Raw genomic sequence first — 14,832 nt, 5'->3', positions numbered from 1 at the left:
ATAAGGAACCATTAATTAATCTAACGATATCAGAAGAGGTTTGAAATGGATATCAGGAATAACACACCCGTCCTGGCGATGCCTGCGATGCTCCTCGTCGTCGAGGTGATCGCGATCCTCCTCGCCCTCCCCATGCAGGAGGCCGGCGTCGCCGCCTTCGAAGACCCCACCTCGGTCGCGAACCCCTTCATCTTCCTCGGCATGCTCCTCGTCTTCACCCTCATCATGCTCGCCCTGATAAAACTGGGGGGGAAGAAAGTGATCCTGGGGCTGATTGCCCTGTCCATCCTGTTCACCTTCTACTATGTCTTCTGGACGCTTTGCACCCTGTTCTTTGGCTTTTCGCTTACCGGTGGGGTCGCCGCTTTCGCCGTCGCCGTCCTTGCGACCGCTCTTCTCTTCCTGTACCCCGAGTGGTACGTCATCGATGGTCTTGGCCTCCTGATCGCAGGCGGGGTCGCCTCCATCTTTGGCATCTCCCTCTCGGTCCTGCCGGTGATCCTCCTCCTGGTGATGCTCGCCGTCTATGATGCCATCTCGGTCTACAAGACCGGGCATATGATCGCCCTTGCCGAGGGGATCATGGACCTCAAAACGCCGATCCTCTTTGTGATACCCAAACGGAGGGATTACTCGTTCAGGACCGAAGGCGTTGAGATTTCAAAAGAGAAAGAGGAACGGGGAGCCTTCATCATGGGCATGGGAGACCTGATCATGCCCTCCATCCTCGTCGTCTCGGCGCAGGTCTTCCTGCCCGGGGCAAAGGTCTGGCTCCTCTCGGTACCGGCGCTCGGCGCGATGGCCGGCTCAATCGTCGGGATGGTCCTGCTCATCCATTTCGTCCTCTCCGGAAGACCCCAGGCCGGTCTCCCACCCCTCAACGGCGGCGCCATCCTCGGCTTCCTCGCCGGCTGCGTCCTTAGCGGGAGCTGGGGCTGGCTCGCGATACTGTGAGAGTATCAGGGCGAGGACCTCGTCCACCCCTTCGCCGGTCGCCGTCGACATCGAAAGACCGTCCCCGCCTTTGATATCGGCCTTGTTCGAGACGACGATCACCGGCACCGTCACCATCGCCCTGACGGTTTCGAGGAGACGGTACTGGTCCTCGATCGGGTACCCGCAGTACTCGCTCGGGTCCAGAATAAAGAGGATCAGATGGGCCGAATTGACGACGGCCGAGATCGCCTGCTCCTCGATGGCGTTTCGCTCCTCTTCAGGCCGGTCCAGAAGTCCGGGCGTGTCAAGGAACTGGATCCTCTTGCGCCCCATGTAACGGTGGCCGAGGATTACCCCCTTCGTGGTGAAGGGATAGGACGCCACTTCAGGCTCGGCAGAGGAGACGAGCTTGATGAACGACGACTTGCCGACGTTCGGGTAGCCCGCGATCACCACTGTGAACTCGTCGTCCTTGACCTCAGGGAGTTTTCGCAGCACGTTGCGCACATCGTTGAGGAACCGGAGATCTTTGTCGACCTGGTGTACGATCGAGGCGATTCTTGCCACGGCTTTCTTCCGCATGGCAGCGGTGTCCTCAGCCCACCGGATCCTCTTTCCGCCGTGCTCAAAACCCATTCTCTTGGTGTGCATTGCCGCCCAGCCTACGTTGCCCAGGGCCATTTTCAGTCGTTCGATCCCGAAGAGGGCCTCGACGGTGTCCCGATAAAAGGGCGCCTGGTCTTCGAAGATCGGAAAGGACTGGATGACATGGACAAGGCGATCGTGGACGGCGCTTGAGACCGCTTTGACGAAATCCTCGTTTGCTCTGTTTTTGTTGGCCTTCAGCCTCATCTTCGCTGCGGCCCGCCGGAAACTTCTGTCCAGCACTTCGTCTGCCGTTGGTACGGTTGGAATCCGCTCAAACTCCACAGCACCCACAACCCTGATATTTATAGAGGTTCATAAGATTCTCTACTATGGATTTGTCCCTCATCCAGAAAGAGATACTCATCACCCTCATCACCCTCTATCACCGGCACTCCCGCGCGATCAAGGGTGAGGAGATCGCGGATGTGCTCAAACGCAATCCGGGGACGGTCCGGAATCAGATGCAGTCGCTTAAGGCCCTCGAACTCGTCGACGGTGTTCCCGGTCCGAAAGGCGGTTACAATCCCTCGGAGAAGGCTTACCGGGAATTGAACGTCAGTGGTTACGATCAGGGCTCTCATGTGATGATCTCCCGGAATGATGAGGAGGTCGAAGGGGCAAATGTTTCAGAGATCGATTTCACCACGCTCTGTCATCCTGATATCTGCCATGCCCTGATCAGGATCATCGGGAGCGTGAAGATCTTTGAGATCGGGGATGAGGTCACCATCGGGCCGACGCCGGTGAACAAACTTCTCCTCAGGGGCGAGGTCTTCGGCAAGGACGAGGCGAAGAGTTCTCTTCTCATCTCGATCAGCGAGATGATCTCGCTCCCCAAGAAATCGATCAGGCATTATATGAGCGCCCCTCTCATCTCCCTCCTGCCGGGTACCACCCTCAAGGAGGCAACCCACCTCTTTGCCAGAAGCCGTATTCATGGAGCACCCGTTATGGACGGGGAGAGGCTCCTTGGCATCGTCACCCTCACGGATCTTGCAAAAGCCTATGCAAAAGGGTTTCCATCCACCACCCCGGTCAGCGAGGCGATGACCTCGGATGTAATCGAAGCAGACGCCGAAACACATCTTTACGAGGTTATCCGGCGTTTTAAGGAGAGAGAAATCGGACGGCTGATCGTTGTCGATGGCGGCAAACCCGTCGGAATCATTACGCAGTCCGACATCATTGGTGTCTTCCCCGCGCTATAAGGGGTACCATAACCGGCTGTACGCTGATCTGGGCACCCACAAATATAAATAGGGGTATCTCTATCTACAAATGTGTTCTTTCAATCCTCTGTCCCGGTATGGGTCATGATTGACAGGAGAGGTGATTGAAAATGGGCGAACTACCGATTGCACCTGTTGGCAGGATTATTAAAAATGCCGGCGCTGAGAGGGTGAGCGCCGACGGAAGCGAGGCTCTTGCCGTCCTTATGGAAGCGTATGGGACCGCGATGGCAAAAGAAGCGATTAAACTCACGCGTCATGCCGGGCGCAAGACCGTGAAGGCCGTCGATATCAAGATGGCAAATGAGATCCTTAAGTGAACACCCGCTTTAAATTGGCGGGATACCAAATTCTCCTTCTTTTCAACAATTTTATATATCGAGGAAGCGCACTGAGTGACTATGAGTAAGATCTTCTCGCGGAGCCTTGCGCGCAAGCGGGTGATGAGCAATGACGGGATGATTATCGGCCAGATCAAGAATCTGATGGTCGACCTCGACACAGGAGAGGTGATCGACCTCCTTGTCAAACCGGAGGCCTCTTTTGACACGTCAGGTTATCGAATGGACGGCGACCAGATGTTGATACCCTTCGAAGCGGTCAAGGATGCGCGCGACTATATTGTGGTCGATCGTTACCGCTCAAAAAAATAAGGCTGATATTTCTGGATAATTTCAACAAATCCGTTCCCATACTTCTTTTCTGATACATAGTCGGCCGCATCGCGCATCTCTTCTGTGGCATTGCCCACCGCCGCCCCGATACCGGCGCGTCTGATCATCTCGGTGTCGTTTCCTGAGTCGCCGACGGCAAGTATCTCGTCGGTCGAGACGCCCATCAGCGCCGCAAGGTCGGAAAGGGCTGTCCCTTTCGAGACTCCTTCATACTGCAGATGGATGGCGAACCCGGTATCGATGACCCTTACCGGCATATCCGAGATTACCTCTGCCGTCTCGGCGGGGTCGACGCTCCGTGCAAAGGCCACATCGGCGAAGCGGTTCTCAGGGGAGTATAGGGTGAGGCGCTCCCCCTTCGCGGCAAAATGCTCCTCGATCCGGTGGTATGCGTCCCAGCAGATCGGTTGGCGGCCGGGGATCTGGATCTGACCGTCAAACCTGAATCGGTAAACCCCGCCGTTCTCGCAGATAATGGTGCCATCGGTACCGATCATCTTGCAGAGGATGTCCAGAGAACAGACGGTGTTTCCGCTGGCGAGGACGACCAGGACGCCGGCGTCCACGAGATCCCGTATCGTCTCGATGGCGACGGTGGAGATCCGCCGCCTCTCGTCGGTCAGCGTCCCGTCCAGATCTGTTACGACCGCCTTGAGCACCTGAACATCTCCCTCAGGGCTTGAGCCCGCTCGTCTCGACCACGAATGCCGCCTCGCCGTCGGGCAGGTTCGGACTGTCGACGAGTTTTGCGATCCGGCGTCCGCCCTTGCTCTTGCGGAGGTACAGCCTGAACTTCGCCGCATGCCCGACGATGTTTCCGCCGATCGGCTTTGTCGGGTCGCCGAAGAAGACGCCGGGGTTCGACTGGACCTGATTTGTGACGAGGGCCACGGCATTAAACTCCTCTGCGATCTTCGCCAGGTCGTACATGTGCCGGTTCAACTTCTGCTGGCGTACCGAGAGCGTGCCCCGGCCCGCATATTCGGCCCTGAAGTGGGCGGTGAGCGAGTCGACGATAATCAGCCTGACCGGGTGGTCACTCTCCTTCATTTCTGTTGCAAGGTCGCGGGCGCTTTCGAGGAGGAGCATCTGGTGGTCGGAGGTGTAGCCTTTCGCCACGTGAATCCGTTCCAGGAACTCGGTGAACGGTGGCACCTCGTAGCCGGGGATGTCGAGCCCTTCCACCATCTGCTCGATACGCTCGGGGCGGAAGGTGTTCTCGGTGTCAATGTAGACGCACGACCCGTTGAGACCGCCGAGCTCCAGGGGTATCTGGCAGTTGACCGCCATCTGGTGCGAGATCTGGCTTTTACCCGAACCGAACTCGCCATAGACCTCAGTGATGGATTTCGTCTCCATGCCGCCTCCCAGAAGTGCGTCGAACTCTGGAACGAGAGTCTGGAGTTTCTTTACCTCTTTTCTGTCCTCAAGAACGGCAATGCCCGTTTTGAACCCGCCGATGTCGGCGATCTCCCGTGCCGCCTTGATGATCTTCTTGGCGCTTGATTCTCCGATCTCGGCTGCTTCGGCAAGATCGGCTGGAGAGGCCGTGGCGATGCTCTCGACGGTGGCATATCCGGCTTCGCGGAGCTTTTCGGCAGTGGTCGGCCCAACGCCGGGGAGATCTTCGAGATCTAGTGAACCTGATGGCATATTTTTACCTCACTCCATGAATCTGTGGTCACACCCCGGTGGAAAGAGGTGCGGGGCCCAGAAATGCGACACGGGATCGTGGGCATCGGGCACACATAGCATTTTCGTCATGGACATATCCATTCTTTCCGTGCGCGGGGTGAAAGTGTAATTTCGCGCGTTTTTTCACCTTGCCGTGTTCAGAAACTTTTTTCAGTCTTTTTAAGGCGCTGGAGGAGTGCTTCCAGCCTCCGCTCAAGGGACTCCCTGCTGATCTCAATGGTCTCCACGGTGTAGGGGGTGATCTGCGTGCCTGAACGCCTCCCTTCTACCCGCACTTCGGATCCCGGGAGGAGATCGCGGGCGAGGATAAAAGCCTCGGTGCCGTTGTCGATCGTCGGACCGAGGGTGGAGGGGACGATCGTCCCTTCGAATGATATGTCGCTGCAGTCAGGCTGTGGGAGGACAAGATGGCTTCCCGCCCCGACGGAAACCTCGATTCCCCCCGAACGCCCCTCCTTTGCGATGGCATGGTACACGGTGATCTCTTCGTCGGCCGCAAGCGCGGCGAGGGCGTGCTCCCCCCACAGTACAAGTCTGATCGTCCCTGAATCGTCGGCCATGTCGAGGTTTCTGACCCAGGATCGCCCGCCGTCCCGCGTCGTAAAACCACGTGGCCGTCCGGGATCGGTGATTCTGCCTCTGAGCGATACGGTCTCCCCGGCCTTCACCCCGGCGGCCGCGGCGAACCTGACCTCCACCGCCTCGTCTGCCGGCGCCACCGTCCCCTTCTCGTCGAGGGAGAACTCGACGCCCCTGCCGCGCGTGGTGGTGCGAGCGCCGTCGATCCGCACGCTCGCCCCTGCACAATATCCCTGGAGCAGCGCGGGCTCCCAGCAGACGAGCCGCGCTGTCCCGGTGGCGTCGCCGACAAGGGCGGAGGTCCGCATCCCTTCGCTTCCGTCTCTGCGGGTGAAAGCCTTCGGTTCGTCGATGGCAAGGATCCGTACTGTCAGGTCGCCGGTGCCCGCCGGATCGGCGCACCGCCGCTCCGTCTCCATCGGGCAATCGATGCTCACCCTGGATTTGCGCAGGGCAAGGGCCGAGAGGCTCGGGCCTCCGCGCTGCGAGCGCCTCCCGATCACTTCGAGCACCTCGCCGACCTCGATCTCGGCCACGGCCTCGGCCTGATCGTCCCAGAGCACGACCTCGACCCTTCCGGTAGCATCGCCGAGGAGAAGGGAAGCCCGCCGCCCCTCTTCGCCGTCCTGTCGTGAGAAAGGCGTTGGTTCGCCTACCGAAAGCACTTTGCCGAAAAAAGAGAGCAAGGTCGGGCCAGGTCCGAGATCCCTGATCTGCAGGTGCTGCCTCCCGCAGTCGCCGACGACCAGAAGTGCGGCGGCGTCCTCGTCCAGCAGCCCTCCGGCCCCTTCTATACGTTCCTGGACGCGCCGCTCGAACTCATCGCGGCTGATGAGGTCGTCTACGAGGGCGTAGTGAAACTGCACGGCAGATCACGCGGTCCAGTCCGGGGTCTCCATCGTGGCGGTGAGGTCGTCGAGGCGTTCGGCGCGGCGCATAATGGCATGCTTTCCGCCGCGTACCGCCACTTCGGCACAGCGCGGGCGGCTGTTGTACTGCGAGGACATGGCAAAACCGTATGCCCCTGCATCGAGGACGGCGATGGTGTCGCCTGCCTTAGGGGCCGGAAGTTCCCGGTCCTGCGCCAGCAGGTCGCCGGTCTCGCAGATCGGGCCGGCCACCGTGTAGGTGCCGTCGGCGGCCGCATCGGCCCGGTCGGCCACGACCACCTCATGGTAGGAGTCGTACATCGCCGGTCTCACCAGGAGGTTGAAACCTGCGTCGACGTTGACAAAGGTCCGGTGGGCGCGCTTCACCGAGTTCACGCCGACCAGCAGAACCGAGGAGTCGCCGACAAGCCAGCGGCCCGGTTCTACCCAGAGCGCCGGGTCGATCCCGCACTCCCTGATCCCCTGCAGGAAGACCGGCATGACGGCGGCTGCATACTCCTCGGGCGTCGGAGCCGGATCGGTGTCGTGGTGGTACGGGATCCCGAGACCGCCGCCAATATCGATGAACTCAAGATTGACGCCGATGTCGGTGATCTCGCGGGCCACTCTGACCATTACCCCGGCGGCGCGGGCAAAGGGCTCGACCTCCAGGATCTGCGAACCGATGTGGCAGTGGATGCCGACCGGTTCGATATGTTCTGCGGCAAGGGCCTCGGCGTAGGCGGCGACGATCTCCTCAGCCGGGATGCCGAACTTGCTCGTCTTCAGGCCGGTGGCGATCTTTGGGTGGGTCGGCACCTCGAGGGCCGGGTTCACCCGGAAGGCGATCGCGGCCGTTCTGCCGGCCTCTGCCGCTACGGCATTGAGCTGCCTGAGCTCTTCGATGGAGTCGACCGAGAGGCGCACCCCGGTTTCCACGGCGAGCGCAAGGTCGGCCGGGCTCTTCGAGCTCCCGTTGAAAAGCAGGCGTTCGGGCTTCATGCCGGCGCGCAGGGCGAGTTCGAGTTCTCCTGAGGAGAAGACGTCTGCTCCAGCCCCTTCAGCCGCAAGCGTCCTGATCACGGTCAGGTTCCCGTTTGCTTTCGCCGCAAAGAGCACCTGTGTTTCGGGATAATGGGCCGCGAGGGCGGCACGGAACCGCCTGAAGTTACCGGCGATCCGGTCGAGGTCGGTGACGTACAGCGGCGTGCCGTAGGCTGCTGCAAGGGCGGTGCAGTCGTGGCCGCCGATGTGGAGGCGGCCGTTTTTGATGCCCAGGTGAGATGGGAGTTTCATCGGCGAAGCCTCCCGATCCGCTCGATCGCCTCTTCGATCCGCTCCACCGATCGGGTGACCGCAAACCTGACGTAGCCGTCGCCGCTCTCGCCGAACCCGACGCCTGGCGTCACGACGATCCCGGCCTCGTTCAGGAACTGCGTCGCCGTGGCCATGCAGTCTTCGACCGGCATCCAGACATAGAAGGTTGCCTTCGGTGCCCTGACATCGTAGCCGAGTTCGGAAAGCCCTTTCACGAGGGTGTCGCGCCGCTCCTGGTAGACGGCGCAGGCGTCGGCGACACACTGCTGCGGGCCGGTGAGAGCGGTGATCGCCGCCTCCTGAACGGCATCGAAGACGCCGGAGTCCACGTTGGACTTTACGCGGCCAAGGCCGGCGAGGATCTCGGGATTGCCGACGGCCATGCCGATCCGCCATCCGGTCATGTTGTAGGTCTTCGAGAGCGAGTGCATCTCCACGCCGACTTCCTTTGCCCCGTCTGCCTGGAGGAACGAGGGCGCCCGGTATCCGTCGAAGGTGATCTCGGAGTAGGCGTTGTCATGCACGACGACGAGGTCGTGCTCGCGTGCAAACTCCACAACTTCATCGAAGAAGCGTTCGGGTGCAATCGCCGCCGTCGGGTTGTTCGGGTAGTTGAAGAAAAGGAGTTTCGCCCGTTCGAGCACCTCTGCCGGGATATCCTCGAGCACCGGAAGGAAGTTGTTCTCCTCGAGAAGGGGCATCAGGTGCGCTTTTCCCTCGGCAAAGAGCGTTGAGGTTTTATAGACCGGGTATCCCGGGTCGGGGACGAGGACATAGTCGCCCGGGTTTACAAATGCCTCCGGTATATGTGCGATACCGTCCTTCGAGCCCATCAGGGCGACGACCTCTGATGCCGGGTCGAGGGAGGCCGAGAAACGGTTGTCGTACCACGCCGCCACGGCGTCGCGGTAAGCGGCTATCCCCTCGTAGGCCGGATAATGGTGGTTTCTCGGGTCTTTTACGGCCCTGATCATTGCCTCGACGATGTGGTCGGGTGTCGGCAGGTCCGGGTCACCGACACCGAGATCGATAACGTCGACGCCCTCCCTCCTTTTCTGGCCTTTCAATGCGTCTATTCTGGCAAAAAGGTAGGGCGGCAGATTCTCCAGTCTCTGCGAGTACATCGCTCTAGGTATTGCAGGACAAGAATAAATTACGTTCGCACCCTGTCGAAAAAGAGGGATATTTCCGGTATTCGCAGGGCCGGAGTGCCCGGGTCGTTGCCGTCACGTCGCCGTCAGGTGGCGTGGTGTCTGCCATCCGGGGAAGAGAGGTTGCAGACCAGATCCCTGATGCACGGTCCGTCCTCTCCCTCGTCGAGAACCCCCTGCGACCTGACCTGCATGCAGATGTCGCACATCCGCAGTCCCATGTGTTCGACATTATCGGTGATGAGGTCGTCGGCAAGTTGCTGGATGGAGGCGATCGCATCGTTGCACAGTTCGATCGTACATCCCCGTTTTTTTGAGGTGTACTGGGAGACTGACGCCGGTGTAATCCCGAGCATCGTCGAGACTTTTTTCTGTGAGAGGCCCTTTGCCGTCAGTTCCTGAACAAGGCACGCACGGATGCAGGGCAGAATGATCCAGACGCCGGTTTCACAGGGGAGTTTCATGGTATCACAATCCATAAATTGAGAGACTACTGATTAACAATTGTTAATCCGAAATGATATAAGAGTTCGGAATGTGCCAATGCTGCCATTATGGTGGCGGTGAGGAAGGGAACGCCATGGATCTCTATACGTACAGAGGTATTCAGGTAAAGGGGGGGGAGCCGCGCGAGATAATGGATGAGGTCTGTATCGAGAGCAGGTTCCGTCTTCTGGTCAACGGCGAGGAGGTTACGGGAATGGTCGCCTCGGCCGAGCAACTCAGGGAACTCGGGGCGGGTTTTATCGTCTCTGAGGGCCTTGCAGAGAGAGTACAGGGTGTCGAGGTGAGCGGTAACGACATTCTCGTCGGTGCTGAGGTGAAACCCGGCGGTGAACGGGTGCTTGAGACCTCGGGTGGGACGGCCTATCTGCGGCAGGTCCGGCGTGTCGGGGCCGGACCGCGGATCACCATCGATGATGTCTACCGGATGACCGCCGCCATCGAGTCTGAGGACTGGAGGAAGACCGGGGGCCTGCATTGCTCTGTCCTTTTCTATGATGGCGCTCTTGAGGCAAAGGCCTGTGACATCGGAAGGCACAACACTGTTGACAAAGTGATCGGGCATGCCGTTCTTGCCGGGCTCGACCGCTCCCGCTGTGTGATCGGCTGTACCGGGCGGCAGCCGGCCGGCATGGTGGCCAAGGCAGCGAGTGCCGGCATACCGGTGATCATCTCCAGGGCGGCCTCGACTGACCAGGGGATCAAAACGGCCGAAGAAGCCGGGATCACTCTGATCTGCTTCTCACGCGGCGACCGGTTCACCATCTACACGCATCCCTGGCGGGTGGAGGGTATTTCTGTTCCGGGTGAAGGGGAAAAAATACGGTGATTATGGATATGTCTGAAAAAGAAGATGAAGGGCTGATCGTCCTCGGGTGTCCTGAGGCACCGGTACAGGTAAGTCTTGCGATCCACCTTGCGCATGGTCTTAGAAAGGCTGGTAAAACGCCAGTTATTACAGGAAACCCGTCTGCACGGGCGCTTGTGGCGATGGCCGACCCCGAAGGCCGGTATGTGGGCGAGATGATCGATCTGGACCGCTGCATTGAGGCGATGGCCGCAAAAGAGCGGGACTTTGCTGTCTCGTTCGTTCTGGTCCATGTAGAGAGTGGGGTCAGTTTTGCCGGGACGATCAGCGCCATCTCCGGCGGGAAGGTGATCGTTGTAGTCTTCGGGAAAGATGCGGAGAGTCTCTCCGCGCTGATCGACTTCCCGTGCGAGAAGGTGACGGTCAGGACTGCCCATAAGGCTGGTCCGCTGAAGGCCGCGATTGCGGAGGTGACAGGATGGGGTGCGTAGAGGCGCTGAAGTATGAGGTGCTCCTGCGGAACTGCAGTTTCCGGGAGTACAGGGATTATATCCGAAAAAATTACCGCGAGTTTTACGATGTGATGCCCGGTTACAGGATCTTCGATCTCGCACTGATCGGGGTGCCGCCCATCCCCATCGGCGTCGATGGGGACTCTGTGATCTTTCCATACACCAAACCCTGCCATGGCACCTTCGTGCTGAAGGTTGAGGGAAAGGACGAGGTGTTGAGGTTGAGGTCGCAGAAGAAATGATGGTGACTGTCAGGACCTGAGCCGGCGCTCACAGAGTGGATGAATCTGGCCTGAAGATGGAAAGAACGTGTTGATCGCACGGGCTGAAAGGCAGGTGGCATCAAAAAATGAAGTCAGGTGAGGTTGGGCAGAGGCAGGAATGGGTTGCGGCCCATGCCCCCCCAGAACGGACCGTATCCTTTTCCTGCCAGCAGGGCAGAGGGTGCCTGAAAAGATCCTCTTCCTGCTGAGATCGTGCGCCGCCGTGACGGGCGGCGCTGTGATGAACTCCGGCAACCAGCATGTTTGGCCGTTTGCCAGGCCGCAGGGGCGCGAGTGTTCAACCATACGCGCTCCGTCCCGTTCATGGGATGGCATGGCAGGAACGGCAGGCCTGTACTTCTCTTCGTACCTGTTAAGTGCCCCATCATAGCTGTTGAATTGTGTCCCCCCATGTTCACAATTCATCTCCCCTCAGGGGCAATGCTCTCTATTATGGATTTAATATATAAATATTTTGTATATGGTATGTGGAGATGTGGGTTCAGGATCCTAAAACCTTACTGATTCTTTTTATCCCTTTCCACGGTGTCCGGGATATTCTATGCGTTTCAATCCATTTTTTTCTCCGATGGAGCCGGTTCTTCAGTTTCCTGGTCCGGTGTGGTCGCGGGATTGGCAGGGAAATATTTAAATATTGTTGCTGGTATAATAACCAGTTTAAGATCATGGGTCTTCCCGTGGGCGCCAATTCCATGCATTCTTTCAATTCCTGATTAATTTCTGTGAAATTTCTTTTTATCCCTGAAATATCGGTGAAACCTCTATCCTGACGGCTGAAGATCTCTGGTCTGGCTGATCTTTTTTCCGGGGCTTAACGCGGTGTTCATCCTCTGAGGGCGTATTCAGACCTCTGACGTCTTTTTAGATCTCCGCGCATGATCCTCTCTTCCAGTGCGGTTCTCAGATATACCCCTCAGAAAACCTCTATCGTGTGAAAGGATCAGATAATCCTGTGATCCTATGATCGGGACTGCCCTTCTTCTCACGCTGATCTTCACCGGGCTGCTGGTGGGGATACTCTCCGGCCTGCTTGGCGTCGGCGGCGGATTTATTATGGTCCCGATCCTGCTGTGGCTCTTTGTGGCGATGGGCCTGCCCGAAGAGATCTCCCTGCGCCTCGCCCTCGGGACAAGTCTTGTTGCGATTATCCCGACGGCGCTCTCTGGCGCTCTTGCCCATCTCCGGCGCGGCTCTCTTGTCTGGCGGGCCGGCTATCTCCTCGGGATCTCGGCTGCGGCCGGTGGCGTCGTCGGTGCCGTTCTCGCCGTATATCTCCCCGCGGAAATGGTCAGGATCTTCTTTGGTCTCGTCGTGCTCGCTGCCGGCCTCCGGGTCCTTCTCCCGCAGACGGACGCAGGAGAGGATGTCCCTGAGATTGACGGCAGCCGGTACCTGCTCTGGGGCCTTCCGGTCGGCGTGGTCTCCGGGATGGCCGGTATCGGCGGCGGCGTCATCCTGGTCCCCATCCTTACGGCGGTCCTGCGTTTTGGTATGCTCCGCGCCGTTGCCACCTCGACGGTGGTGATGATCTTCGCCGCCACCGCGGGAACGCTCTCGTATATGATCGCCGGCACCGGGGTGTCTGGCCTGCCTCCCGGCACCGTCGGCTATGTTGGGCTGTTGCAGGCTGCGGTGATTGTTGCGGTCTCCATTCCGGCCGCTCGCTTCGGCGTTGCTGCAGCCCACCGCCTGCCGCCGGCAGCCCTCAGGGCGGCGTTCGTGCTGCTCACCGGCTATATCGGCATTAGCATGCTCGGGATCTTCTCTCTTCCAGATCTCTCCTTCTGAGACAAGGGGTTATATGCTTCCGGGTTCATTTCCCCCCATGGACTCCAGCAGATATCAGGACGCCGTGCGGCTGGTTGCGGCGATCATCCTCACCAATATGGCCGGCATCATCGGGTCGCTTTTCACCGCCCCGAATATCCCGGGCTGGTATGCGGGGCTCGTCAAACCCCCGCTCACCCCTCCCTCGTGGGTCTTCGCCCCGGTCTGGACCACGCTCTTTGTGCTGATGGGTGTCTCTTTGTTTCTCCTGTGGCGGGAGGGGGCTGACAGACCTCCGGTCAGGGCGGCGCTTCTCGTCTTCGGGCTGCAACTCGTGCTCAACCTCCTCTGGTCGGCGCTCTTCTTCGGGCTTCAGTCCCCGCTTCTTGGCCTGATCGAGATCCTCGTCCTCTGGTTTGCCATCGTCGCGACGATCCTCCTCGCATACCGTGTCTCGCGGCCGGCGGCATATCTCCTGGTCCCCTATCTGGTCTGGGTGAGTTTCGCCACGTATCTCACCTGGGCGATCTGGACCCTCAACCCCTGACCCGATTTTTCCGGAACAGAGAAATAGGACTGTGAGCCACCTCCCTTCACGCACATCTCGCTCCTCATCCTCCTGGCGGTCGTCCTTCTCATCGCCTTCAGGCAGACCGCAGGGCTTCGTATCGCCATCTGGCAGATCATGCTCCTCGGGGCCGTCGGGATGCTTATCACCGGCGAAGTCGCTCTGGTGGACGCCCTCCACTCCGTCGACGTCGGGATCATGGTCTTTCTCTTCTGCATGTTCGTCGTCGGGGCGGCGCTTGAGGAGAGCGGGCTTCTCGTCCGGATGAGCGGTGCCGTGCTCGGTCGGTTCGGGACCGGCCCCTGTTTCATACTTGCCCTCGTCTTTGCCGCGGGCATCGGATCTGCAATCCTGATGAACGACACCCTTGCCGTTATCGGGACGCCTCTTGTCCTTGGCTATGCCCGCATGACCGGCGCCAGCCCGAAAGTGCTTCTTCTCGCCCTTGCGTTCTCGGTCACCACCGGCAGCGTTACAAGCCCGATCGGAAATCCGCAGAACCTCCTGGTTGCCACCGCGGGCGGGTTTTCCGACCCTGTCGTGACGTTTTTTATCGCTCTTGCACCGCCGACCGCAATCGCCCTCCTCCTTGTATGCGTTTTTCTCCTCCTGATCGACCCCGCACTCCTGCACCTGCGTATCGACCGGACGATTTCCGAGGTGAGCGTTGCCGATCCCGGCCTCTCGCGCCTCGCATGCCTTTCTCTCATCGTCATCGCCGTCCTCATCGCCGCAACCGTTCTCCTCTCTCTCGGCGGCGGGACAGGTATCCCTCTGCCCGCGATTGCGATGGTCGCCGCCTTCCCTCTTCTCCTCTTCTCCAGCCGCCGCCTCGACCTGCTCAGGCAGGTGGACTGGCCTACCCTCATCTTTTTTGCCGCAATGTTCGTCGTCATGGAGGGTGTGAGGGAGAGCGGCGCCGTTGCCGGAATCTTCCAGGATATCGGGCCGGCGGCGATCGGTATCCCGGCGATCATCGCGCTCGGGATCGTCCTCAGCCAGTTCGTCTCCAATGTCCCCTTTGTTGCCCTTGCCCTTCCGATTCTCGTCGATGCCGGCGTCGGGGAGGCTGAAATGCTCGCTCTTGCGGCCGGAAGCACGATCGCTGGCAACCTCACCGTTATCGGGGCGGCGAGCAACGTGATCATCGTCCAGGGGGCCGAGCGGCGGGGTGTTAACCTGGGATTTTTCGCGTTCATGAAGGTCGGTCTGCCGCTCACCCTGATGCAGGCGACGGTCTATATCGCATGGTTGGCCCTGTTGTAATCCTCTGTAGCCTCTATCGGTAAAA

16 protein-coding genes and 1 pseudogene are annotated in these 14,832 nt (G+C 59.5%); 10 read left to right on the top strand and 7 right to left on the bottom strand.

Translation table 11 applies throughout. The annotated features are described in order from the left end of the window. Positions 1–45: 45 nt before the first annotated feature. A pseudogene (locus METLI_RS09295) lies at positions 46–867 on the top strand (presenilin family intramembrane aspartyl protease PSH); the annotation flags it as partial. Here the strand turns inward: METLI_RS09295 and METLI_RS12820 are convergent. After that, positions 808–1,866, bottom strand: a complete 1,059-nt coding sequence (locus METLI_RS12820) for an NOG1 family protein (RefSeq protein ID WP_004039768.1) — start codon at positions 1,864–1,866, stop codon at positions 808–810. The pseudogene METLI_RS09295 and the gene METLI_RS12820 overlap by 60 nt on opposite strands. 47 nt (positions 1,867–1,913) lie before the next feature. Between METLI_RS12820 and METLI_RS09290 the strand changes: the two genes are divergently transcribed. The 3 genes from METLI_RS09290 (at position 1,914) to METLI_RS09280 (ending at position 3,466) form a co-directional block, all read left to right on the top strand. Continuing rightward, a complete protein-coding gene (locus tag METLI_RS09290) occupies positions 1,914–2,792 on the top strand; it encodes a CBS domain-containing protein (protein ID WP_004039766.1) in 879 nt (292 codons plus the stop codon). 131 nt (positions 2,793–2,923) lie between these two features. After that, a complete protein-coding gene (locus METLI_RS09285; RefSeq protein WP_004039764.1) occupies positions 2,924–3,133 on the top strand; it encodes a histone family protein in 210 nt (69 codons plus the stop codon). 81 nt (positions 3,134–3,214) lie between these two features. Then, positions 3,215–3,466: a PRC-barrel domain-containing protein gene (locus METLI_RS09280; protein WP_004039762.1), complete on the top strand. Its 252-nt coding sequence runs from the start codon at positions 3,215–3,217 to the stop codon at positions 3,464–3,466. Here METLI_RS09280 and METLI_RS09275 read toward each other — a convergent pair. The 6 genes from METLI_RS09275 to METLI_RS09250 all read right to left on the bottom strand — a co-directional run bounded on the left by METLI_RS09275 (position 3,448) and on the right by METLI_RS09250 (position 9,562). Further along, positions 3,448–4,146: a phosphoglycolate phosphatase gene (locus tag METLI_RS09275; RefSeq protein WP_004039760.1), complete on the bottom strand. Its 699-nt coding sequence runs from the start codon at positions 4,144–4,146 to the stop codon at positions 3,448–3,450. The genes METLI_RS09280 and METLI_RS09275 overlap by 19 nt on opposite strands. A gap of 13 nt (positions 4,147–4,159) precedes the next feature. After that, positions 4,160–5,140 carry a DNA repair and recombination protein RadA gene (gene radA, locus METLI_RS09270; RefSeq protein ID WP_004039759.1) on the bottom strand — a complete coding sequence of 327 codons (981 nt, stop codon included), beginning with the start codon at positions 5,138–5,140 and terminating at the stop codon, positions 4,160–4,162. Between the two features lie 179 nt (positions 5,141–5,319). Then, on the bottom strand, positions 5,320–6,627 hold the full coding sequence (locus METLI_RS09265) for an OB-fold nucleic acid binding domain-containing protein (RefSeq protein ID WP_004039758.1): 1,308 nt from the start codon (positions 6,625–6,627) through the stop codon (positions 5,320–5,322). Positions 6,628–6,633: 6 nt separating this feature from the next. Further along, positions 6,634–7,926 (bottom strand): diaminopimelate decarboxylase, encoded by a 1,293-nt coding sequence (gene lysA, locus METLI_RS09260; protein ID WP_004039756.1) that lies wholly within the window; start codon positions 7,924–7,926, stop codon positions 6,634–6,636. Continuing rightward, positions 7,923–9,071 carry an LL-diaminopimelate aminotransferase gene (locus METLI_RS09255; protein WP_004039754.1) on the bottom strand — a complete coding sequence of 383 codons (1,149 nt, stop codon included), beginning with the start codon at positions 9,069–9,071 and terminating at the stop codon, positions 7,923–7,925. Before METLI_RS09255 ends, lysA begins: the two co-directional genes overlap by 4 nt. Positions 9,072–9,184: 113 nt before the next feature. Continuing rightward, complete coding sequence (locus METLI_RS09250; RefSeq protein WP_004039752.1) at positions 9,185–9,562, bottom strand: transcriptional regulator; 378 nt, start codon at positions 9,560–9,562, stop codon at positions 9,185–9,187. A gap of 173 nt (positions 9,563–9,735) precedes the next feature. Between METLI_RS09250 and fdhD the strand changes: the two genes are divergently transcribed. The 6 genes from fdhD to METLI_RS09220 all read left to right on the top strand — a co-directional run bounded on the left by fdhD (position 9,736) and on the right by METLI_RS09220 (position 14,807). Beyond that, the gene (gene fdhD / locus METLI_RS09245) at positions 9,736–10,431 is read left to right on the top strand and encodes a formate dehydrogenase accessory sulfurtransferase FdhD (RefSeq protein WP_245529354.1); all 696 of its coding nucleotides are present in this window, start codon (positions 9,736–9,738) and stop codon (positions 10,429–10,431) included. 8 nt (positions 10,432–10,439) lie between these two features. After that, positions 10,440–10,901, top strand: a complete 462-nt coding sequence (locus METLI_RS09240; protein WP_004039748.1) for a DUF1890 domain-containing protein — start codon at positions 10,440–10,442, stop codon at positions 10,899–10,901. After that, positions 10,889–11,164, top strand: coding sequence for a DUF1894 domain-containing protein (locus METLI_RS09235; protein ID WP_004039746.1), 276 nt, complete (start codon positions 10,889–10,891; stop codon positions 11,162–11,164). Before METLI_RS09240 ends, METLI_RS09235 begins: the two co-directional genes overlap by 13 nt. A 1,002-nt stretch (positions 11,165–12,166) precedes the next feature. Then, positions 12,167–12,994, top strand: a complete 828-nt coding sequence (locus tag METLI_RS09230; RefSeq protein WP_004039744.1) for a sulfite exporter TauE/SafE family protein — start codon at positions 12,167–12,169, stop codon at positions 12,992–12,994. A 37-nt stretch (positions 12,995–13,031) separates the two neighbouring features. Then, a complete protein-coding gene (locus METLI_RS09225) occupies positions 13,032–13,520 on the top strand; it encodes a TspO/MBR family protein (protein WP_004039743.1) in 489 nt (162 codons plus the stop codon). Positions 13,521–13,574: 54 nt separating this feature from the next. Further along, positions 13,575–14,807 (top strand): SLC13 family permease, encoded by a 1,233-nt coding sequence (locus tag METLI_RS09220; protein ID WP_004039741.1) that lies wholly within the window; start codon positions 13,575–13,577, stop codon positions 14,805–14,807. Positions 14,808–14,832 lie beyond the last annotated feature (25 nt).

The organism is Methanofollis liminatans DSM 4140, assembly GCF_000275865.1.
Taxonomy (GTDB): Archaea; Halobacteriota; Methanomicrobia; order Methanomicrobiales; family Methanofollaceae; genus Methanofollis; species Methanofollis liminatans.
Note: the sequence above shows the minus strand (reverse complement) of the source record. Positions and strands in the feature narration are given on the sequence as shown.

Excerpts from the sequence above, each read along its gene's own strand:
- METLI_RS09240 (WP_004039748.1), top strand. The coding sequence starts at position 10,440 with ATGTCTGAAAAAGAAGATGAAGGGCTGATCGTCCTCGGGTGTCCTGAG.
- METLI_RS09255 (WP_004039754.1), bottom strand. The coding sequence starts at position 9,071 with ATGTACTCGCAGAGACTGGAGAATCTGCCGCCCTACCTTTTTGCCAGA.
- METLI_RS09280 (WP_004039762.1), top strand. The coding sequence starts at position 3,215 with ATGAGTAAGATCTTCTCGCGGAGCCTTGCGCGCAAGCGGGTGATGAGC.
- METLI_RS09250 (WP_004039752.1), bottom strand. The coding sequence starts at position 9,562 with ATGAAACTCCCCTGTGAAACCGGCGTCTGGATCATTCTGCCCTGCATC.
- METLI_RS09285 (WP_004039764.1), top strand. The coding sequence starts at position 2,924 with ATGGGCGAACTACCGATTGCACCTGTTGGCAGGATTATTAAAAATGCC.
- radA (WP_004039759.1), bottom strand. The coding sequence starts at position 5,140 with ATGCCATCAGGTTCACTAGATCTCGAAGATCTCCCCGGCGTTGGGCCG.
- METLI_RS09235 (WP_004039746.1), top strand. The coding sequence starts at position 10,889 with ATGGGGTGCGTAGAGGCGCTGAAGTATGAGGTGCTCCTGCGGAACTGC.
- METLI_RS09290 (WP_004039766.1), top strand. The coding sequence starts at position 1,914 with ATGGATTTGTCCCTCATCCAGAAAGAGATACTCATCACCCTCATCACC.
- fdhD (WP_245529354.1), top strand. The coding sequence starts at position 9,736 with ATGGATGAGGTCTGTATCGAGAGCAGGTTCCGTCTTCTGGTCAACGGC.
- lysA (WP_004039756.1), bottom strand. The coding sequence starts at position 7,926 with ATGAAACTCCCATCTCACCTGGGCATCAAAAACGGCCGCCTCCACATC.
- METLI_RS09230 (WP_004039744.1), top strand. The coding sequence starts at position 12,167 with ATGATCGGGACTGCCCTTCTTCTCACGCTGATCTTCACCGGGCTGCTG.
- METLI_RS09225 (WP_004039743.1), top strand. The coding sequence starts at position 13,032 with ATGGACTCCAGCAGATATCAGGACGCCGTGCGGCTGGTTGCGGCGATC.